This window comes from Bacteroides acidifaciens, assembly GCF_024623065.1.
In the GTDB taxonomy this organism is placed as follows: Bacteria; Bacteroidota; Bacteroidia; order Bacteroidales; family Bacteroidaceae; genus Bacteroides; species Bacteroides acidifaciens.
The window spans coordinates 48,148-70,870 of record NZ_JANJZR010000004.1 but is presented as its reverse complement, the minus strand read 5'-3'; the positions used below and the strand labels follow the sequence as shown (position 1 = coordinate 70,870).

Here is a 22,723-nt window from a genome sequence, read left to right as displayed (position 1 = left end):
CAGCACTAATATAAAACGGAAAACTAATTTTTTTATGGCAAAAGATCTTTTTAACAGATATCTCTGGTTGGTAGATACAATCTATCGGGCCGGAACAATAACACTAGATGAAATTAACCGTAAATGGCTGCGATGTGAAATGAGTAACGGAGAGAAAATCCCCAACAGAACTTTCCACAATCACCGGAAAGCCATTGAAGAACTATTCGACATAAACATAGAATGCGATAGACACAACGGAGGCAATTATTATATAGAAAACACCGAAGAACTTAAAAAGGAAGGACTCAGAAAATGGATGTTAAATATATTTGCAGTCAATACAGTCCTTAACGAAAGCCGTAAACTAAGAGATAAAATACTACCGGAAGAATATCCTTCAGGAGAACAGTATCTGATACCAATCATTGAATCTATTGACAATCATAAAACATTGGAAATAACATATCAAGGTCATTGGCAGGATAAATCATATACATTTCAAATTGAACCTTATTGTATAAAGGCCTTCAAACAACGTTGGTATGTGGCAGCAAGAAGTCCGTATTATGACAAAGTATTGATTTACTCCCTCGACCGGATACTCGAAATGGAACAAACAGACTTACCGTTCGAGTATCCTCAAACCTTTCATCCTAAAGCCTACTTTGATGATAGTTTCGGGGTTATTGTTGATGAAGAATATGGCGTAGAAAAAATCAGCATAAAAGTATATGGAAATCAATGCAAATATTTCCGTTCTCTCCCGCTGCATCATTCTCAAAAAGAAAGCGAAACACACAGCAACTATTCCATTTTTACTTTTAGATTGCGCCCTACCTATGATTTCTGCCAAGCCATCTTATCACATGGAGATTTTGTAGAAGTCTTGGAGCCTCAATGGTTCAGAATTCAAATTGGAACAACTATTCAAAAAATGAATCAACTATATGAATAAATATCATCATAGGTGTATCGAAATAAGTATTCATTAGTAAATATTAAAGCAGTCCGGTCATATTTTCTGATAAAATTCTTTCAATTCTAAAAAATGTTTCTTAGTTTTGCGATATACAACCATTAAAAACAAGTAGTAAGAAACAGAAAACAAAGATTTTCAGACATATTGATTGAACGTTAAAACGTATTATCCCATTCGCTTAAATCTCGCAAATTTAAAATGAATCTCAGGGATAGTAGGTTAAAGTAGCGTTCACACCCGAATAGGGCGTGGACTGCTTTTACCTTATTTGAGATTCAGGCAATGCGAGAGCCTAAGCGAATAAATAAGGATAAAAGTTAGTTTTACGCTCTTTTTTGTACCCGTACATTAATTTCAAACTATAAAAAATATGGAAAAAGTATCATTACTAATGAAAGATTCCTCCGAAGGAGATTCCCAAAAAGAAACCATGATAGATTTTATTCTGTCATGGACCTTACGTAGATCTATGCAGCAATACAGTGGAGAGAAACCTGTCCTTTATCAATATTGCAGAAAAATTCTCGGCAAACTGATTGGCATCGAAATGACAGACGACGTACAAGTCATCTCTGTCGAGACTTGGAAACAATGGAAATACATCGACCTTTGGGCAAACATACGGATTACATATAATGGAAAAGAAGAATTTCATGCTGTTTTGATTGAGAACAAAGCATATACACCGACTCACCATAATCAATTAGCAAGATACAAGGTAATTTTCGACCAAGTATGTGAAGAATATATGCCTGATGCCAAAAGGCATTATATACTAATCACCGCCTTGGATGAGATGCCGGCTATGCTTACAAAGGAATGTAAAGAGAACGGATATACTCCATTCTGCCTGGGAGATTTAAATGATTATGAACAGCAAGATTCGGAAAGCGATTTGTTTAACGAGTTTTGGTTAAGATACTGGTAACTATGGGAAAATTTCTATTAATATGCCTATTCCTCTGCACAGGAATATGTAAGACAAACGCACAAATAGTAGACTTATCAAAATTCGTTAAGGCAAAGAAAAACAAGACAGAAGTATTCTCTCAAAAATTACAAAATACGAGAGATTCACTTCTAAGAATCTGCGAAATACATAAATTAGAAGATTTCAAATATAAATTTCCAACTATTTACTTAGGTGAATCAATGGAAAGTTTAAAAGCCAAATCAAAAGAATTCGAGAAAATCAAAGTAGAAATAGAAAATGCTATTATCAAGAAAGAGTTAGAGCAAAAAAGTGCAGACTCCATCCAAAAGGTCAATGATGCCGCAAGAATAGTACAAGAAAGAATAGCTGACTCTTTATATTTAATTCGGGCCGCCCAAACATGGGAATGGTTACATGATAAGAAAGGAAAATGGGAAACAATAGACCGTTCATATCCAAAAGAAGAACATTACCAGATAAATTCACTATTTCCCCAATATCAAGTAATAGACCAAAATGCCTATCTGAATGGGAAATTAGTAGGAGTATGCCATCCGGCTAAAAACAATAAAGACCATGGCGAACAAGAACGTCATTTTCGCATAGACGTGATGACTTTTTTATGCCAACAGGATTTTCTGAATAACAAATATGAGATACAAAAAGAATCACCTAAAACCCAGGAATACATAAAACTGAAATTAGGACTTAAAAAACAGCTGGAGCCGACTGACAGTCCTGTATATAAAGAGATGATAGCCAATGCAAGCAAACTCCGTATAGCACAAGAAAGACTACGCAAAGGAGAAATTGATTTGAACACCTACAATAGAATTAAAACAAAATTGGGTGCCAAATTCACCGGAACGGTATATCAAGAAATGGCGGATAGTAACAGTCCGGAAATAAATGCAGGGAAAAGATATCTGGAACAATTACGTGCTGATAACAATCCATTAATCGGGGAATATACCATACAAAGAATAGACGGAACCAACTTCACCTATCAATTCCGTAATAATGAAGGAAAAGAAACGTTTAGCGTGAAAGTTTCATTCTTTGTCAATGAGAAAAAAAATGTTTTATATACAATTTCTTCACTTCAAAAGAAATAAAATATTATGGAAAAAGAAATGAAAAAATGCCCTTATTGCGGAGAAGAGATTTTGGCTGTAGCCAAAAAATGCAAACACTGCGGTGAATGGTTGGAAGAAAAGCAAACGGTAGCTAAGAAAATGGTTGCCTGCCCTATTTGCGCCGAACAAATAGAAGAAGACAGTGTATCTTGTCCTTATTGCCACGAACCGTTAACGCCTAAAGCAATACCTTCGTCACATCGCGCCACGATAGCAAAAGAACAGCCGAAAGCCACAAACCGTGAGAACCAAGAGACCCCGCTGACCTCTTTCTTATCCCACTATTTCACCCGTGTCGTATACAAGCAATATGCCGACTTTATCGGAACGGCCACAAGAAAGCAGTATTGGCTTTACATCCTGTTCTACAGCGTCATAGCTATTGCCGCATCATGCATAGACATCTTATTGGGAATTGACTTCCAACTATTTGGCGAAAGCCTCGGCTATGGTTGGCTATTCACAATCGTCTCACTGGCTCTCACCATTCCTTCACTTGCCATCGGTATACGTCGCTTGCACGACATTGGAAAAAGCGGATGGTGGTTTCTGATTGTCCTCATCCCCTTAGTCGGTATCTTTTGGCTACTCTTCCTGCTGTGCAAGAAAGGAAATGCAGCTAACGACTCCACTCCTCTGACCACTACCGACAAGATTGTGCTCAATGTGTCGATAATAGTTGTAGCCATTCTGGTTGTACTCACCTATTTCAAATCTGCCAACCATCTCCAAAAGCCTCAACTTCAACACAGCGATTGGACTCTTGACGGAGACACCGCAGGAGTGGATACATTGGACAATATAGGTTACCCAGAAAGCAGGAAAAGCATCAATGGCGAAAATGATGCGGAAATAAAAAAACGCATTATACACGATTTCTCTTGCTATTATGCCATTTATACCTTCTGCTACAATATGCAACAAGCCATAACTAAAGGATACAAAGGAGAAGGTCTGCTAACCCTCACCGAAGAACTTGTAGAAAACGACGATTTGCTTGTCATCTCCAATACCGAATTTAAATGGTTATTGCAACAATTCGATTTCTCAAACTTTTCCCGACTATTACGGGCATACGCAAGCGGTAACAGGAGTTTCAGAAGTGATTTCACCGAAAGTGACTTGGGGCATATAGCGATAGAGTGTCTTAAAGAACACAAAGTTGTTTTCAACAACCAATGGTTTGAGATATTCGACAATTATCTGCCCCGTGACGAAGTGCAAATAGAAGAGTTTCATAATTTGGGAAATAAGGAATATCAGGTTGTATTCGATGGCTTTCACAACATATCTCCCAATTTCGTATATAACGTCAGCTATGCCAACGGACTTACCATTACAACGAATTAAATTTTACCATCATGAAACATAACAACTTACTTACATCATTCACTCTATTATCTCTTTTGTGTATTTTCTGCACCTCATGCAACGATATGGAAATGGCAAAAAAAGCGTGCGGCACATGGGAAAGCATCCGCATAGTCGAAGAAGACGGATGCAAAGAGAAAACCTATTATGAGTTTGGTCCTGTGAAAGGAGATACTTCCGGAGGAGATTTAAAAGAGACAACCTACTTCACTGAACGTGGAGAAGTTGAGGACGGACAAGAATATAAAGCGCAATACAAAAGTGTTATTAAAGGTACATGGGAAATACTGGCCGGCGACATCTATTTCACTTACGACCTGTCGACTCTAAAAGTCACTTTTGAGGATATTAGTTACCTGGGCGCAGATAGATTATCCGAATCTCTTGCACAAAGTTTTATTAAAAACTATGGGCAATCACTCATTCAAGAATCAATAGAAGAATTGAAAGAACAGCTCTATAATTGGTATTCAGAAAACGAAAACAACGAAGACTGTTACCAGAATGTGAATATTAAAGGAGACAATATGTCGTTCGATGCGTCAGATGGAGTTATTAAACTGATAAGAATAAAATAAAACTTGAAAACATGATAAATAATACCAAACAATGCCCTTTCTGTGGGGAAGAGATACAAGCAACTGCAAAGAAATGCAGACACTGCGGAGAATGGTTGGAAGACTCTGTTGCCAATACACACAATCAAGCCACCACAGAAATACCCTTTCAAGGGGATTCAAACAATCATAAAACAGAAGTGAATCATTTAAAAACTCCCATTTCTGACTTTGTCCTAATCCTATTTTGGACAGGAGTCATTGCAACATTCATTTCAATGTCACATCAAAGTGGAGTATGCCACCTTACCAATCCACAAAAATGGCTACAAATCATGCAGTGGGCAACCTATATTCCAGAATGGGTGGCTGACTTTTTGTCTGGCTTGGTCGATATAATATTTGCTTACGCCTTATACATAGGGATGAAACAACAAACCAGACCCATGAGTGGTTTATTAATAACCAATATTATAATCACTGTCCTGATATACATTTCTACTTTATTCTCAGATCTAATAAAAGAAGATGATGATTTCGGAATAATTATTTTAGTTCTCACCGCATTAGTCGCATTTATTGTGCTGGTCATGATCGGAGTCCAATTTATCAGACACTTCAACGGACTATTAAATAAATTAGGATGGGGAATATTGGCATCTCTAATCATAGGTATATCTGCCATCGCTCTAATATCAGAAGATGAATTTAGCATGACTAATGCAATCGTATCTTTTATTGTTTTTTGGATAGACAGCTATGTTCTATATATACAAGCAGAATTATTAGCGGATTGAGCCAAATAAATTTCTCAAGAAAACATTTTATTATAATAGTTCACCAATTGTAAAACAAAAGTGCAGAAAACCATAATTCCTGCACTTTTGTTTTACAATTGGTGAATATTTACATATAAATAAATGCCAATCATGGACAGATGATACGAAAAATAACATATTCAAGATTCACACTATAGAATTTCTATTTCCTCTTTAGATAGGCCGGTTGCTCCGATAATTAACTCTATTGAAGTTGCTGATGATTTTAAGTAACGGGCTACTTCTATGGCTTTCTTTTTCTCTCCTTCTTCCCTACCTTTCTTTTCCGCCGTAGATATGACACTATACCAGTCACGGAAATTTTTCAAACTGTCCCAGTACTCACTCAGTTCAGTCTTGGTAAACTTTGCAATTTCCGCAGTTTCAAAAAGGCGGTCAAAAACTCTGTTCTGCAATGCTCTCGGACGTTCAAGCAGAGAGGCAAGATTACGCAGAACAAACAACCACTTGTCAAACATGCTCTCCAACTCATCCTCGGTCTTATTGAATTTAGGCATTTCAAGATAGACAAAGGTAAGCTTGTCATAGAAAACCTTGTGGGTATAAAGGTCTACAAGCTTCACCTCATGATGGAAATACTCCTCATCAGAATTGTCAAAGGAGAAATTCAGGATACCCACCACATAGACAGCCTTCAACTCATAATCCCATTCCCCACGTTTAGCCTGTTCACGAATAGGGAAAGTGGAATAAAAGACACTGCGGTCCTTGAAGAACTGCTGCTCGCCACGCTGCATCTCAACCAGGAACTTCTCACCCTTCTCATTCTCACAATAGACATCAAATACGGCCCGACGGTCATATTCCTGCGTTCCAAGATGTTCCGCATTTAGATAAGTGACATCCTTGATTACCTCCTCCTTAAATAAGAGTGCATTTAAAAAACTAATCAACAATTCCTTATTCATTGCTGTACCAAAAAGCAACTTGAATCCGAAATCGGTATATGGATTCACATATTTATCCTGTATTCCTTCTATTCCCATGTCTTTTTCCATTTTTATAGTTTGAAATTCCAACCCCGCTCCTTCGTATAACCAATATATGGACCTCCCTTTGAAATGCCTTAATAACCTTTCCAAGGCGTTATGTACAAAAGTAGCAATAATCAGATAAAATCAAACAGAAAAAAGATTATTTTAACAGAGGGACGAAAATAACCAGGTAAAGATTATCCCTTGCTACATCCCCCTGTCATTCATCATCCATACGGTTTTCTGTGGTTATACAGACTATTTTTCAGGCTGTCCGAATCCTCCTCATTTCCCCAAATATATCATGCAACGAGAGTTCTATTGCACAACAAAAGTGCAGAAAACTATGTTTTTCTGCACTTTTATGGTGCAATTGACGTATATTTGCATATAAATAGATGCTAATCATGGACAGATTATACGAAAACCTTAATAAAAAACAGATTTATGTCACATACCAGACAAGAACAGATGGAAGCCTTCGGACGCTTCTTGGATATCCTCGACGAACTGCGTGTTAAATGTCCCTGGGACCGCAAACAGACCAACGAAAGTCTGCGTCCAAACACCATAGAAGAGACTTACGAACTTTGCGACGCCCTGATGAGAGATGACAAAAAGGATATTTGCAAAGAATTAGGAGACGTATTGCTGCACGTTGCTTTCTACGCCAAGATAGGTTCGGAAACAGGAGATTTCGATATCAAAGATGTTTGCGACAAGCTGTGCGACAAACTGATTTTCCGTCACCCCCATGTATTCGGAGAAGTAAAGGCGGAAACGGCAGGACAAGTTTCCGAGAATTGGGAACAGTTGAAGCTAAAGGAGAAAGACGGCAATAAGAGTGTCTTGAGCGGTGTACCTACTGCCCTCCCCTCGCTCATCAAGGCTTATCGTATTCAAGACAAAGCCCGTAATGTAGGTTTCGACTGGGAAGAGCGTGAACAGGTATGGAATAAAGTGAAGGAAGAAATCGGAGAATTTCAGGATGAAGTAGCTAATATGGACAAGGACAAGGCGGAGGCTGAATTCGGTGACGTCATGTTTAGTCTTATCAATGCAGGGCGTCTCTACAAGATCAATCCTGATAATGCTTTGGAACTTACCAATCAAAAGTTTATCCGTCGCTTCAATTATTTGGAGGAACATACTATCAAGGAAGGAAAAAGCCTGAAAGATATGTCTCTCGAAGAGATGGATGCTATTTGGAATGAAGCAAAGAAAAAAGGACTGTAAGACCTATGAGTAACATTGATTTAATGGAGGCTCTATTCTGTGCGAGTAGAGCCTTTATTAAATCAAACAGAGCATCTGATTCATAAATAGACGCTCTGTTTTTCTTTATTTCTTCTTCGAATCGTTTCCTTTATCCTTGCCACGATTCATCCCTTTTATCATCTCCCGGTGGAAGCGCATTTCTGCACGCTGCACGAGAAATATCTTCTTACTTGAAAGAATCTTCTTGAACTTACCCAGATAAGTCTTATCAAGTTGGTCGGCAGCAATACGATTGTCGGCTATCTTATCGTTGATTTCGGCATATTGAGCTTCCGTCGTCTTATCATCTTTACCTTTGCGCATCAAATCCCACGATTCATCATTCAGCTTCTTCTTCTTATCCTGAAGTTCAAAATAGACGGGAAAAAACTTAGCAGCCTCCTTGTTACTCAATCCAGCCTGTTCGATAATGAATTCCTTTTGTTTTGCCCTGAACTCCTCCCGGGATAAATGCTGATCACATCTGTCAGCAGCCCAAAGAACAGGCATAAAGCCACACAACAAAACGACTAATGCGATTACTTTTCTCATTTTCTGTATTCAATCAATTTTAATAAATCATTCTACACTTGCGTCACTCAAATAAACATATAACGAATAATCATCCAGCATGGCACGGTCTAGTGCCACATCCAGCATTTCGTCCGATACAACTTCAGTATCTACCTCCGTCACCGCCACTTCATCGACCGCAGCAGGTTTGTGTTCTGTCGACGCTACCCGGATAATCAGGGCCGCACCCACAAACATAGCGGCGAGATAGAGCAATGGTTTCAGTCTTGTCCATGTGCTGACAGATTCTTCCTCAAAAACAACTTTTTCTTTTTCAGGAAGTTTATTCATTACCTCCGAAGTCAGATTTTCAAAGTAGCCATCAGGCACTTTGAAGGAATTTTCCTTACCAAGCTTCTTCAATAGGGTATCTTCTTCTTTCATACGTTTTTCTCCTCTCTTTTACTTAGACAACGTCCAATTTAAAAGGTTTAATCTATTTCTTCTAAAAACTTCTCTATTTTCTTCACCGCATGATGATATGACGCTTTGAGCGCACCAACCGTTGTGCCGAAGATTTCCGACATCTCTTCGTATTTCATTTCCTGATAATATTTCAGGTTGAACACCATACGCTGTTTTTCCGGCAAAGTCAATAGAGCTTTCTGCAAACACAACTGTATTTCGTCTCCCGAAAAGTAGGAGTCACTTTCCAGTTTCTGTACAGCCATTGCTTCCGGGTCGTCGATAGCTACGGTAGTCATGGCACGTTGTTTGTTTAGAAAGGTAAGACATTCATTCAGCGCGATGCGATAGAGCCAGGTAGACAGCTTCGCCTCGGCACGGAAATAATCGATATTTGTCCATGCCTTGATAAAAGTGTTTTGCAGCAGATCGTTCGCATCCTCATGCGACAGTACCATCCGACGGATTTGCCAATACAATTGTTCGCTATACTGCGCCACAATCATCTCGAATCCTTGCCGCTGGGTACTCTCCTCTTGAAGAAGTTTCAGAACTTCGCGTTCGTTATAAAGGGTCATAATCTCTCGTTATCTGTATGTTTATTTATGGTTTCAAATTCAGGTCGTCCATTGCCTTCAATAAAGACGAATCATATTTATAAATGTCCTCACAATACCTTAAATTATTATCGGCAGACAAATAAACTGTCTGATAATCTATAAATAAAGGTATATATTTCTCTAAACTATAATGTTTCAGTTCGTTGTAGGTCGCACTGTTAGACAGCTTCTTTCCCTCTTCACTCACCGGTTTGATATCCATTGCAATGCGGATACGGTCTTCCAACAATTCATCCGGCTCTTTCAACAGGAAGAAAGCAAAGTCGAGTGCTTTTTGAAGACGTACACAGCCATGACTTACCGCCCGGTTCTTGCGTGTGAAAGCCCAACGGGAAGGAGTGTCATGCAAATAGACAGAGTGAGGATTGGGGAAACGGAAGATGATGCGTCCCAATGAGTTTCCTGTCTTATTATCCTGCTTTACAGTATAAGGCACGCCTCTTCCTGCATACTTAGCCCATCTGATACTATGAGGGTCTACTTGCAGACCGGTCTTATTATCATATACCTTCATGCGGTTGCGGGTAAAATAGGTCGTATCTCTGCGATAGGTAGGGATAATCTCTTTACGGATAATACTTTGAGGGACATTCCAATATGGATTCAGTTCCATATAGTAGATTCTGCTCGACAGCAAGGGTGTTTTATTCTTCACGCTTCCCACGCAGATACGCATTTCCAAGATTGAATCCGTCTCTTCATTGATAGCTTGTAACATAAATGCCGCTACATTGGCTACTATATATTTCTTTCCTTTCTCCAAAGCATATTGCCAGCGTGCGCGTTCCATGTTTACCAATAGGCGGTTGCGGTAATAATCCGTAGTATCTGTCTTCCCCCAAGCATTCACACGTTCCAGTTCTTCCTGCATCTTGCGATAAAGCGGAGAAGAAGGTTGTGCTCTGTGAAAAGCAGCAATTGGATTTGCACGCAATGAATCGAGAGCAGCATTTGCAAAAGTAACATCACAATGTTTTAAAGGAATACGATTGATCGAATCATTCCATCTGCGTTCCGAAGGCAAGAAACCAAACTTCAACTGACACACATACGAAAGATATGCGGCTGTCAACTGATATTCCACATCTGCCAACAGACGGTTCATTGTTTTTCCTTTCTGCAACTTCAAAGAACGTATCTGTTGCAATCTCTCACGGATGCTATTGACAGGATAAAGATTCGGGTTAATACCATGCCGGGAGATGTCTCCCAACCAGAACAACATAGAGTCTGCCACCTGTGTGGCAGGTTTATCGAACACAAGCGAGTCATTCAACCAGAAAAATTCATCCTTTTCCCGATAATGAGCCAGCAAAGCCGAATCCCAAGGAGTTACGGGGTTTTCATTCAAATAAGAACGAATCATCAGACGAATACTGTCGGCATCTATTTGATAAGCAGGGTTGAACAGCTCTTGCAGGAAAGCCAGCGAATCTGGTATCAGAGATTGGGGTTTCTCTTTCTTACAAGCTGCCAAACAAACGACGAACAGGATTACCGCTCCCCAAAGCAGGCGTCTATTTCTCATATACAGTTCCTCCATCAATGTCAATACACATATTCTCTTTCGCTAAAATAGTTCGCGGGAAAATGGCGGACGCTTCATCAAATAGAATAGATTCATCCTCGTAACGGGCTGAAAAGTGTCCGATCACCAATTGTTTCACGTTTGCGTCCAAAGCAAGTTGTGCGGCTTGCGCAGCCGTAGTATGATAAGTTTCCTTGGCACGTGCCTGCTCTGTCTGCGCAAAGGTAGCCTCATGGAAAAGCAAATCTACATTGCAGATTTGTTCGGCAAGCGACGGGCGATAAATTGTATCGGAGCAATAAGCATATTTACGAGCTGGAGCCGAAGGGCGGGTCAGACGCAAATTGGGTATTACTTCTCCTTCGGGAGTTACAAAATCCGCTCCGTTCTTGATACGGTTCAACTCATAGACAGGAACTTTATAAAAGTCTACCATATCCCTGATAATATGATTGGGACATTGTTTTTCTTCAAAAAGGAAACCGCAGCAGGGAATTCGATGTTTTAAAGGGATGGTGGTTACGGTCACCGAACGGTCATCGTAGACAAGCATCGGCTCTTTCGTTTCGAATTCATGGAAGAGCACCTTATAAGTCAAAGTCTTGCAAAAGAAAGCAAGCATCGGGGCAAACAGTTCTTCCAGTCCTCGTGGAGAATGAATATGCAAATCAGCTGTTCTTCCTAATAATCCGAATGTAGAGATCAGCCCCAACAATCCGAAACAATGGTCACCATGTAGATGAGAGATGAAGATATGATTCAATCGGGAAAATTTCAGTCGCGAACGGCGTAACTGCATTTGTGCTCCCTCGCCACAATCAATCATAAATAGTTTTTCACGCAGGTTTACGACTTGAGAGGTCGCAAAATGTCGCGTGGTAGGCAAAGCGGAACCGCATCCCAATATATATAACTCAAATTTTTCCATGGTATGCAAAGATAAAGCATTTCAGATTCAATCTTGCAAAGGAAGAAACTTTTTTTTCTATTCACCACAGAGGACACGGAGGACACAGAGGGTAAGGAGGATATGGAGAGGATGCGGAGGAGAAGAAGAGGGTAGATTTATATAAATAAATATATCGCCATCGTTAGTTTGCTAAATCAATCCTTCACATCCTCTGTATTCCCCATATCCTCCTTACCCTTCTTACCTTCTCTATGTCCTCCCTACCCTCTGTATCCTCTGCGTCCTCTGTGGTGAATAAAAAAAGGCGCCCCCGTTTGGGAACGCCTTCATCAGAAAATATTCTGTTCAGATTATTTCTTTCCTTCCAACTGTTCTTTCAATGCAGCCAGAGCATCGATGTCGCCCAGCGTAGTTGAAGCAGCTTGGTTTTGGATCATCGGAGAATCTTCTCTCTTACTAGAAGATGCTTTCTTTGCGCCAGAAGCAGCTTTCTTTTCTGCTCTTTCTTCAGCTTTAGCTACATCTTCGAAGATACGGCTGTGAGACAAGATGATTCTCTTAGCGTCTTTGTTGAACTCGATCACTTTGAATTCAAGTTTCTCATCCAACTGTGCTTGTGAGCCGTCTTCTTTTACAAGGTGTTTCGGAGTTGCGAAACCTTCTACACCGTAAGGAAGAGCTACAACAGCACCCTTATCCAACATTTCGATGATAGTACCTTCGTGTACAGAACCTACAGTGAATACAGTTTCGAATACATCCCAAGGATTTTCTTCGAGTTGTTTGTGTCCAAGGCTCAAACGACGGTTTTCTTTGTCGATTTCCAATACCTGAACTTCGATGTCAGCACCAATCTGAGTAAATTCTGACGGGTGTTTTACTTTCTTAGTCCAAGAAAGGTCAGAGATGTGGATCAAGCCGTCTACACCTTCTTCGATTTCTACGAATACACCGAAGTTAGTGAAGTTACGTACTTTTGCAGTATGCTTAGAACCTACAGGATACTTCTCTTCGATTGTTTCCCATGGATCTTGTTTCAGTTGTTTGATACCCAAAGACATCTTACGTTCTTCGCGGTCAAGTGTAAGAACAACAGCTTCCACTTCGTCGCCTACCTTCATGAAATCTTGTGCAGAACGCAGGTGTTGGCTCCAAGACATTTCTGAAACGTGGATCAAACCTTCTACGCCGGCAGCGATTTCGATGAATGCACCGTAGTCAGCCATAACAACCACTTTACCTTTCACCTTGTCACCAACCTTCAAGTCAGTATCAAGAGCATCCCATGGGTGCGGAGTCAGTTGCTTCAAGCCAAGAGCGATACGTTTCTTTTCGTCATCGAAGTCAAGGATAACAACGTTGAGCTTCTGATCCAGTTCAACCACTTCTTTCGGATCGCTAACACGTCCCCAAGAAAGGTCAGTGATGTGGATCAAACCGTCTACGCCACCAAGGTCGATGAATACACCGTAGGATGTGATATTTTTAACAGTTCCTTCAAGAACTTGTCCTTTTTCGAGTTTACCGATGATTTCTTTCTTCTGTTGTTCCAGTTCAGCTTCGATAAGAGCCTTGTGAGATACAACAACGTTTTTGAATTCCTGGTTGATTTTAACCACTTTGAATTCCATTGTTTTGCCAACGAATACATCATAGTCGCGGATCGGTTTAACGTCGATTTGAGAACCCGGCAAGAATGCTTCGATTCCGAATACGTCAACGATCATACCACCCTTCGTGCGGCACTTGATGTAACCCTTGATAATTTCTTCATTTTCCAGAGCAGCGTTAACGCGATCCCAAGAACGAGTAGCGCGGGCTTTTCTGTGTGACAGAACGAGCTGTCCTTTTTTGTCTTCCTGGTTTTCGATGTATACTTCTACAGTGTCACCTACTTTCAGGTCAGGATTGTAACGGAATTCATTCAAAGGGATGATACCGTCTGATTTGTAACCGATGTTCACAACTACTTCACGCTTGTTCATTGCGATTACGGTTCCGTCAACAACCTCACGGTCGTTTACTTTGTTAAGCGTACCGTCGTAAGCTTTTTCTAGTTCATCGTGGCTAACGTTGGTTACTGTTTCGCCATTTTCATAAGCATCCCAGTTGAAATCTTCAATAGGAGCTACGTTCTTTAAGTTTTCCATTAATAATAAAATTGTTTAATACTTTAATTAAATAAGACATTATATTATCTATAAATCGGGCGCAAAGGTAGAAATATTTTCTTGACCGACAAAAAAAATGGCTGAATAAAAGATAGTTGTATCTCTTTTTTTTTGCACCGGCTTTCCCGGCGACACATCTTCATTCTCTTACTTATTTGCCAATAATACTTAAAAATTGAAATATAATATAACTAAGAAAATTAAAGAATGTACTTTTGATGCAATTTAAAAAAAATAGTCTTAACAATGAAATCCATATGGAATAAAGAAACCGTTCATTGGATAAATTTAGCAGATGCGCACATATTTCAGCAGCAATACAACTTATATTTCAGACAACTGAAATATTTCGGGATGCATTATATTGCGGATGAGGAGGTGGTTTGCGACCTAATCCAAGACCTTTGGCTGAAAATATGGGAGAGAAAAGAGAACCGCATCAACGAAGCTACCTTCAAGCAATATTTATTTCAAGGGCTTTACCGGAGCATTCTGGATTACATCAAGCACAACAACGTGGTAAGGGAATACTCCCAGAAGTTGTCGAGCGAAAACGCAATGACAGAACCCGAAATCAGTTACAAAATCATAAAAGCCGAAATCTACCAGGCGGTCAACCAGGTATTCGACGATTTGCCGGATGCTTCGCGCCGCGTGTATGCCGCCTGCCTCAACGGAAAATCGTATAAAGAGATAGCAGAGGAGTTCAACATCTCTATCAATACAGTGAAGAAACACATCAACAATGCCAACCATTATATGAGGAAACGCCTGAAAGACTTCCTGCTGTTTATTCTCTCCTTCCGATAGTCTCCCTGCCTTTTGCTGCTGTATATATATTAATGTAATTATAAGAAAGAGGATTGTTTTTTCCTGCCACACGTTTTGCGTTCTACTATAGCAGGGCAAACGGAACACTATAGTGAAACGAACGGGAAACTGTAGTGGAACGAAACAATCGTGCCCGACGAAACAAGTTCTCACAGGCAACGGAGTGAAAAGAAATTTCCACCGGAATAAAAAAAAGTTTCAGTTTGCCATTACACAAAAGCGGAGTTCGGTCGTATTATATAAAAAGACGACCCATATGGCATTACAACAAGAATTGGAAGAGGTAAAGAAGTATCTGCTGAAAGAGATAACCGGCAGCATCACTCCGGAAGAAAAGATAAAGCTACAGGAATGGGCCGATGCGGCAGAAGAGCATCAGGCCTTTATCGAACAAATATTATCCGAAGAGTTTCTGACGCAAGCCGTACTGGACAGAAATGAGAGAAAGCAGCAAGAGGAATGGCAGAAACTATATTATAAAATAGGATATGTACGCCCACTGACCACCTCTTTCCGCAAGTGGATAGCCGTAGCGGCCATGATTTGCCTGCTGTTGGGCAGTGGTTTTTATTTGCTGAACCGCGAAACCCTTATTCACTCGGGCTGTTCGAAGGCTTTTCTCCAAACGGTAGATTCTACGTATATCCTGAAGGGGGAGGTGCTGAATTACGCCCGCTACATTCTCGACCTACCACCGGCGCAGAACCGGGCGCAATTAAGTGCCGCACCGGACCGGAAAATCATCGTGCCCCGTGGCGGCGAATACAAGATTCAGATGGAGGACGGCACGTTTATCCACTTGGGGCCGGAGTCATCGCTGACCATTCCCGTAGACTTCTCGTGCCACAACCGCCGGCTGGCAGTGTCCGGTGAAGCCTATTTCGTTGTCCATAAAGACAGCCTGCATCCTTTCCACATCCACTCCACCGATGTTGACATCGTGGTGAGAGGAACGGAAATCAACGTGGAAGCCTATCCCGACGAGCGGGAGACCCAAATCACGTTAGTGAACGGCAAAGCCGAACTGCGGACTCCACAGGGAATAAGCCAGGAGTTGCCCACGGGACACATGGGTATCATCAGCGCCGGAGAGGGAGAAGAGGTGAAGATAGCCGCCGCCAATATCGCCGAATGCACCGCTTGGCACCACAACCGCTGGATATTTGAAGACCGCCCCATCCACCAAATCGTGAAAAAACTGGCGCGATGGTACGATATGGACGTCTCGTTTACCGACGTTGCCGCCCGCGATTTCCACATCACGATGAATATGGACAAATATGAAACGTTCAACAAACTGGCGCAGACCATCCGCAAGATGAACGAACTTCAGATACAAATCAAGAAGAACAACACTATAATTATTTCGGAAAATAAAATTAACCACAAATGAGTACTTTATGAAAGAAAGAACCAGATTTTGCGGTATCAGATGGCTATGCCTTCTGATACTATTATGCGGCTCTGTCATGGAAGGCAGGGCGCAGGCAGACAAGAACGTAACCGTTCAGTTGAAAAACGCTTCCTTGCGGAATGTATTCGACAAAATCAAAGAACAGGCGAATGTCGGATTTATCTACAGCAACTCCGCCATCAGCACACTGCCTAGAAAGGATTATGATTTTCAGAATGTAGCTATCTCGAAGGTTATTGCCTACAGTTTGACGGGCAGTATGCTGACTTTTGAAATAGAGGATAACAAGAATATCATCATCAAAAAGAAGAAAGGGATGAAAGACATCACCGGCGTGGTGGTAGATGCCCAGGGCGAACCGATTATCGGCGCGGCAATTCAGGAAAAAGGGACTTTGCACGGCACGACGACCGACCTCGACGGACGGTTTGCTCTGGAATCGTTCGGCAATAAAGACATCCAGCTCGTAGTGTCGTACATCGGTATGAAGCGGCAGGTAGTCACCTGGAAAGGAAATACCTTAAGAATCAAGATGGAAGACGACGCCCAAAACATCAACGAAGTAGTGGTGACGGGCTATCAGACCATCGACCGCCGCAAGACAACCGCCGCCATCAGTTCTGTGAAGATGGACGACGTACTGATGCCTGACATGACCACCATCGACCAAGCCTTAGAGGGACGCATCCCCGACCTTCTGTTTTCGCAGAACTCGGGCAACGTGGGTGCTACAGCACGTCTGCGTGTACGTGGAACGTCGACCCTTGTGGGCAACCGCGAGCCGTTGTGGGTATTGGACGGTTTCATCCTTCAAGACCCCGTCAACGTCAGCATCGAGCAGTTGAACGACCCCGACTACATCAACTACATAGGTAACGCCATCAGTGGTATCAACCCGCAGGACATCGAGCGCATCGACGTACTGAAAGACGCTGCGGCAACGGCACTGTATGGTACGCGCGCCGCCAACGGTGTAATTGTGGTGACTACGAAGAAAGGACACGTAGGCACGCCCGTGATACGTTACTCCAACCAGACCAAACTGGTGGTACGCCCCCATTACTCGGACAAGAACATCAACCTGATGAACTCCCAAGAACGTATGCAGTTCGGTAAAGACCTATGCGACCTGCATTACGTATTTCCACAATACATGACGATGGTGGGATACGAGGGTGCTTTCCACCGCTTTCAGACAGGAGTCATCTCCTACGAGCAGTTCCTCAACGAAGTGAAAAACTACGAAACGGCCAACACCGACTGGTTCGACCTCATGTGCCGCAATGCCGTGACGCACTCGCACACGGTGAGCCTCTCCGGCGGTACGGAATCCACACGCTACTATAGCTCCGTAGGTTATACGCGCGAAAACGGTACGGTAAACACCGAATATACCGAACGCTATACCACCGCCCTCAACCTGACCACGAACATCAGCAAGCAACTGCGCACCAACTTCCGCATCAACGCCAACATCCAAAAGAAGAACCACCTTCCGGGCGAGGTAAACGCATTGCAATATGCTTACGAAACCACGCGTGCCCTGCCTGCCTACAACCCCGACGGTTCACTGTTCTATCATCAGAAACACGGCTACAGCGTGGGTGAAAATAAAAAGGCCAACAATCAGTACAACTACAACATACTGAACGAAATGGAGAATACCTCCAGTGATTATTCCGGCAACACATTCAACGCAAGCGGAGAAGTGAAGTACAATCTGCTTGACATGATTGATTTCACGGCAGGAGGTTCCTACAGCCGTAGCTCGACCGCGCAGTCTGTATGGTTCGGCGAAAACACCAATTACGTAGCCATTCTGAAAAACGGCGAAGCAAAAGACATCCCCCAAACCGGCGAATCGGGTGTATGTGAATTGCCTTACGGCGGTGTGTACAACACGACAAACACCATCACCGAAAGCATCACCGGACGTCTGCAAGCCAACTTCCACCGTTTCCTCGACTCGGAAAACACCAGCCTCATCACCGCTACATTGGGATATGAAGCCAGTGCCTACCGGTCGAATGCCATTGCCGACGAAACACGCGGCTTGTACCAAAAACGCGGTATGCAATATGCCACTATGGAAGGTGCCGACCTCGACGACTTCCCGTATTATAAAAACTGGCTCGCCAAAGGACACCGGCAGATAACCGCCGCCAAGACCAACACCATCAGCGGTTACCTCACACTTGCCTACGAATACAAGAACTTCTTCACTGTGGGAATGAACGGACGTTTCGACGCCTCCAACAAATTCGGTAGCCGGAGCAACGAAAAGTTCCTTCCCGTATGGTCGGCGTCCGGACGTCTGAATGTGAAAGAAACCATGTTGAACAAATGCGACTGGCTGGATCTTTTCGACATCCGTTTCTCGTACGGTAAAACCGGAAATATGCTCGATAACCAGACGGCAAATATGCTTATCAAACAAGGTACTATGGATGGTTATTACGGACAGTACATTTCTGAAGTAGTGGCCTTCCCCAACCCGAACCTGCGCTGGGAACAAACCGGTACAACAAACCTCGGACTGGAACTTTCCTTGTTTGAAAGACGGCTGACTCTGAGCGGTGACGTATGGTTCAAACATACTACCGATGCCTTCTCTTCCATCAATATCTCTACTGTAAACGGAATATCGTCTTACCAGATGAACAACGGTACGATTGACAACAAAGGATACTCGTTCTACATCTCCGGCTATCCGATACGTACCAAAGACTGGTCGCTGTACTTGTCGACAGGCTATTCGTGGGCAGACAACACGGTACGCTCGGGCACTAACGAGAATTTCAGCCTTGACGATTACCTCAGCGGAACGGCAATAGTAAACGGACAAGCAATAGGTACATTCTACTCTTACAAGTACTTGGGGCTGAACCCCAACACCGGTATCCCGATGTTTGAAGATTATCGCGACCGCCGCCATCTGCTTGCCAACAAGAAATTAGCAGACGTTATTCCCCTTGTAATGACCACCAGTGGCAATCGCGACCCGAAACTGACCGGTTCGTTCTACACCACCCTGAAATGGAAGCAACTGTCTGCCAATCTGAGTTTCAACTACCGCATCGGCAGCAAAATACGACTGTTCAATCTCTACGGCCCCATTTCAAAAGGTATCTCTTCGGACAAAAACGTACGCAAAGAGTTCTTAAACCGTTGGATGAAGCCGGGAGATGAAAAACATACCAATATTCCCGTGTTGCTAAGCCCCAGTGACCCGAATTACGAATCAACCATGTCGCACTGGTGTCTTACGGCATCTGCCAAAGTAACCGAAAAGATTCCTGCTTTTGCCGGCAATACTTGGAGTATGTACGATAATTCCGACCTGCGAGTTGTATCGGGCAACTATCTGCAACTAAGCAATCTGGTATTCTCTTACGATTTCCGTCCCGAACAGTTAAAAGAAACCTTCATCAAAGCGTTGCGCATGAGCCTGTCTACCACGAATGTGTTTACCATCGCATCCAAGAAACTGGACGGCCAAGACCCGACGCAAGCCGGTTTCGCCGGAGTAAGTATGTCAACTCGTCCTTCATATACATTTAACATCAACATATCATTTTAAAAACGGATGAATATGAAAAAAATATTATATACAATTACCCTAACACTTGCCACTATCCTGACGGGAACCTCTTGCAGCGACTTCCTCAGTGCCTACTCCCAAACGATGATAGTAGCCAAAACGGTGTACGACCTTGACGAAGTATTATTAGGAGGCGTATACATCAAAAGTAAAGCGATGTCCGAAGGACCTACCATTCACCGGACTGCCGGTTTCCTCAACATACTGGACGATGATGTCAACACCGGAAGCATTGGTGACGAAACCAGCAAAACCTGGGGTACCTGTCTCTCTTCCATATACGGAATTTATGCATGGCAGCTACGCATAGGAAGCAACTTCGACGCTTCTTACTTTCGGAACGATAATGCGACATGGAATGATTTGTATAACCGAATCAATGTGATAAACATCCTTTTAGATGAAATCACACAACTGCCGCACGAAACAGACGACGAACTCTCTGCCTACATAAGAATACACGGCGAAGCCTACTTCCTGCGCGCCCAATTCTATTTCATGCTTGCCAATCTCTACGGCGATGCATATACACCGGCCACCTGCAACACCAAACTCTGCGTACCTCTGAAACTGACTCCTTACGTTGAACACGATAAAAACAAGGACACACAGTTTCACCGGGCTACACTCAAGGAAGTATATGCCCAAATCATCGCCGACCTGCTCCAAGCAAAAGAGTGTCTGACCCGTAGTCCCCAAGCCGACCACCACCGCCTGCACCGTGCATCGATGGAATCTGTAGGACTGTTGCTCAGTCGTGTCTATCTGTATATGCAAGAGTGGGAAAAGGCAGAAAAAGAGGCGGACGAGGTGATGAGAAGCACAGCAGCTACACTGAGTTCCATCCAAGCCTTTACTTCTGACAAGGCCTTCCTGACAGAAGACAATCCGGAGATTCTCTTCTCACAAGGACACAACTCGCTCGTCACCGACCTTGTTTTCATGGCAAGACCGGGTGATTTCTGCGTAACAAAAGAGTTGTATGATATGTATGACGAAAACGACTGCCGCCGCGACTGCTTCTTCGGTAAGCTATTGGCAACCGGCGACAGCATCATTATGAAAAATAAATACGAAAAAGGAAGTATGGTTTCTCATATCTCCGATGTATTCACCCTCCGAATGGCAGAAGCCTATCTGAACAAAGCGGAAGCCTGCGCCATACAAGGGAAAGCAGAGGAAGCCAATCAAACGCTGAACGCCCTTCGCAAACAACGCATCGAAGGGTACACTCCACAAAGCTACACCGGCGAAGAATTGGTAACCCAGATACGCGACGAACGTCGGAAAGAACTCTGCTTTGAGGGGCATCGCTGGTTCGACTTGCGGCGATATGCAGTATGTGAGTCTTATCCTTACTCCAAAGAAATCATCCATGTATATCACGTCTGTGGCAACAAGGGAGTATCTCATACACAGATATTCCGTTTGGAGAAAAACGACAAGGCCTACACGTTTGCCCTGCCGGAATCTGTCATCCAATTCGATAATGTACCGATGGAGGACAACCCCCGCGACAGCAGAGAGCCACTGAAAGCCGACACCGAAGAAGAAACGGAGACACCCGAACAATAACATCAACAGTCTTTCATTAAAAACAGCATAGAATTATGAAATACGTACATATCATATACAGCCTTTTCTTACTGTCTGTCCTGCTAATAGCGTGCGACGACACAGAGATACTGGAAAACAAAATTGATTTTTCCTCTCCATATGTAATTGAAGACAACCCTGACGACCCTATACAGCATCGTCGTTACCTGATTTTTCAGAAATATGGGATTCCCGTGTTTTTCAATGATACTATATCAAAGACATTTATCTACAACGATAACGATGGAAAACCTGTCTACCGTTATGAAACCCTCGACCTGAACTGGAGTTTCTCTTCGCACACTAATCGAGCAATCCAGTACACTGTCGATTATTATACCGACCCGGAACTCCAAATGAAAGGACTGGAGTTTATAGAAGTGTTTCTGGAACAATCTTCCAAGCCGATGCGCCCCTTTTCCATCTTCCTGCCAAGTATGTTAACTATAAAAGACCTAAATAAAAATACAATTGAAAAGCCCGAATTCTGGTTCGGTTTCCGCACACTTGTAATCCCCAAAGTTCCCAATATGTCTATAGAGACAATTCCGTCAATCCTGCTTAGTATGGTAAAAGCTAAAGTGATGGCAAACGCGGATATCATCAGCCAATTCGGCGAAGTTTCCGATAAAAACAAATATTATGGTAAAGAATGGGTAGCAGAATTGGGTTGTAAATGGGGAAGGGAACACCCTGGAACTTACTGGGGCCCCACAGTTCTCTATAAAGAAGGTACGTGTGAAGAATATATAATGTGGGGATTCAAAACAGGAATAAATTCCGTTGAAGATTTTGAAAAAGAACGTACGATTGTATTTCAACAAATAGGTCGGTTCGGATTCATTTGCGGTAATTACAGCAAGAGTCTCGACCACTCAAATTCTCCGGAAAAAGTCGACGAAGATATAGCTTATTACATAGATCAAATGCTCGAAATCGGTAGCGAAGAGTTTCTAAGACGTTATGGAGAATCTCCCTTAGTAGTGAAGAAATACACAATTCTTGCCAATTATATTAATAATGTATTAGGCATCGAATTTTAATA

The 22,723-nt window shown here is 42.4% G+C and carries 19 protein-coding genes; 12 read left to right on the top strand and 7 right to left on the bottom strand.

What is annotated here, in order from left to right:
* The first annotated feature begins 34 nt into the window (after positions 1–34).
* From NSB03_RS01940 to NSB03_RS01915, 6 genes are all read left to right on the top strand, one after another.
* Positions 35–937, top strand: coding sequence for a helix-turn-helix transcriptional regulator (locus tag NSB03_RS01940; RefSeq protein WP_024986288.1), 903 nt, complete (start codon positions 35–37; stop codon positions 935–937).
* Positions 938–1,331: 394 nt separating this feature from the next.
* Positions 1,332–1,889, top strand: coding sequence for a PD-(D/E)XK nuclease family protein (locus tag NSB03_RS01935; RefSeq protein ID WP_024986289.1), 558 nt, complete (start codon positions 1,332–1,334; stop codon positions 1,887–1,889).
* A 2-nt stretch (positions 1,890–1,891) separates the two neighbouring features.
* A complete protein-coding gene (locus NSB03_RS01930; protein ID WP_257466181.1) occupies positions 1,892–3,010 on the top strand; it encodes a hypothetical protein in 1,119 nt (372 codons plus the stop codon).
* A 6-nt stretch (positions 3,011–3,016) separates the two neighbouring features.
* Positions 3,017–4,381, top strand: a complete 1,365-nt coding sequence (locus NSB03_RS01925; RefSeq protein ID WP_024986290.1) for a DUF805 domain-containing protein — start codon at positions 3,017–3,019, stop codon at positions 4,379–4,381.
* A gap of 92 nt (positions 4,382–4,473) precedes the next feature.
* Complete coding sequence (locus NSB03_RS01920; protein ID WP_257466180.1) at positions 4,474–4,980, top strand: hypothetical protein; 507 nt, start codon at positions 4,474–4,476, stop codon at positions 4,978–4,980.
* Positions 4,981–4,991: 11 nt separating this feature from the next.
* Entirely contained in the window at positions 4,992–5,756 is a 765-nt protein-coding gene (locus tag NSB03_RS01915; protein WP_257466179.1) for a zinc ribbon domain-containing protein, read from the top strand.
* Between the two features lie 173 nt (positions 5,757–5,929).
* Here the strand turns inward: NSB03_RS01915 and NSB03_RS01910 are convergent, their stop codons facing one another.
* A complete protein-coding gene (locus NSB03_RS01910; protein ID WP_024986292.1) occupies positions 5,930–6,784 on the bottom strand; it encodes an Rpn family recombination-promoting nuclease/putative transposase in 855 nt (284 codons plus the stop codon).
* Between the two features lie 435 nt (positions 6,785–7,219).
* On the opposite strand from NSB03_RS01910, the gene mazG reads away from it, so the two are divergent.
* Positions 7,220–8,008, top strand: a complete 789-nt coding sequence (gene mazG, locus NSB03_RS01905) for a nucleoside triphosphate pyrophosphohydrolase (RefSeq protein ID WP_024986293.1) — start codon at positions 7,220–7,222, stop codon at positions 8,006–8,008.
* A 105-nt stretch (positions 8,009–8,113) separates the two neighbouring features.
* Here mazG and NSB03_RS01900 read toward each other — a convergent pair whose 3' ends face one another.
* The 6 genes from NSB03_RS01900 to rpsA all read right to left on the bottom strand — a co-directional run bounded on the left by NSB03_RS01900 (position 8,114) and on the right by rpsA (position 14,215).
* Positions 8,114–8,581, bottom strand: coding sequence for a hypothetical protein (locus NSB03_RS01900; RefSeq protein WP_024986294.1), 468 nt, complete (start codon positions 8,579–8,581; stop codon positions 8,114–8,116).
* 27 nt (positions 8,582–8,608) lie between these two features.
* Positions 8,609–8,986 carry a hypothetical protein gene (locus NSB03_RS01895; protein WP_024986295.1) on the bottom strand — a complete coding sequence of 126 codons (378 nt, stop codon included), beginning with the start codon at positions 8,984–8,986 and terminating at the stop codon, positions 8,609–8,611.
* A gap of 47 nt (positions 8,987–9,033) precedes the next feature.
* Positions 9,034–9,585, bottom strand: coding sequence for an RNA polymerase sigma factor (locus NSB03_RS01890; protein WP_257466178.1), 552 nt, complete (start codon positions 9,583–9,585; stop codon positions 9,034–9,036).
* A 25-nt stretch (positions 9,586–9,610) separates the two neighbouring features.
* On the bottom strand, positions 9,611–11,155 hold the full coding sequence (locus NSB03_RS01885) for a L,D-transpeptidase family protein (protein WP_024986296.1): 1,545 nt from the start codon (positions 11,153–11,155) through the stop codon (positions 9,611–9,613).
* Positions 11,145–12,083, bottom strand: a complete 939-nt coding sequence (locus tag NSB03_RS01880) for a ribonuclease Z (RefSeq protein ID WP_024986297.1) — start codon at positions 12,081–12,083, stop codon at positions 11,145–11,147. The genes NSB03_RS01885 and NSB03_RS01880 overlap by 11 nt, the downstream gene beginning before the upstream one ends.
* 332 nt (positions 12,084–12,415) lie before the next feature.
* A complete protein-coding gene (rpsA, locus tag NSB03_RS01875; protein WP_065537920.1) occupies positions 12,416–14,215 on the bottom strand; it encodes a 30S ribosomal protein S1 in 1,800 nt (599 codons plus the stop codon).
* A gap of 267 nt (positions 14,216–14,482) precedes the next feature.
* Here rpsA and NSB03_RS01870 point away from each other — a divergent pair, with 267 nt between their 5' ends.
* The 5 genes from NSB03_RS01870 to NSB03_RS01850 all read left to right on the top strand — a co-directional run bounded on the left by NSB03_RS01870 (position 14,483) and on the right by NSB03_RS01850 (position 22,721).
* Complete coding sequence (locus NSB03_RS01870; RefSeq protein ID WP_024986298.1) at positions 14,483–15,046, top strand: sigma-70 family RNA polymerase sigma factor; 564 nt, start codon at positions 14,483–14,485, stop codon at positions 15,044–15,046.
* 277 nt (positions 15,047–15,323) lie between these two features.
* Entirely contained in the window at positions 15,324–16,460 is a 1,137-nt protein-coding gene (locus tag NSB03_RS01865; protein WP_024986299.1) for a FecR family protein, read from the top strand.
* 7 nt (positions 16,461–16,467) lie between these two features.
* Positions 16,468–20,061: a SusC/RagA family TonB-linked outer membrane protein gene (locus NSB03_RS01860; RefSeq protein ID WP_257466177.1), complete on the top strand. Its 3,594-nt coding sequence runs from the start codon at positions 16,468–16,470 to the stop codon at positions 20,059–20,061.
* 12 nt (positions 20,062–20,073) lie between these two features.
* Entirely contained in the window at positions 20,074–21,657 is a 1,584-nt protein-coding gene (locus NSB03_RS01855) for a RagB/SusD family nutrient uptake outer membrane protein (protein WP_162222336.1), read from the top strand.
* A gap of 35 nt (positions 21,658–21,692) precedes the next feature.
* Positions 21,693–22,721: a hypothetical protein gene (locus tag NSB03_RS01850; protein ID WP_136013494.1), complete on the top strand. Its 1,029-nt coding sequence runs from the start codon at positions 21,693–21,695 to the stop codon at positions 22,719–22,721.
* Positions 22,722–22,723: the final 2 nt, after the last annotated feature.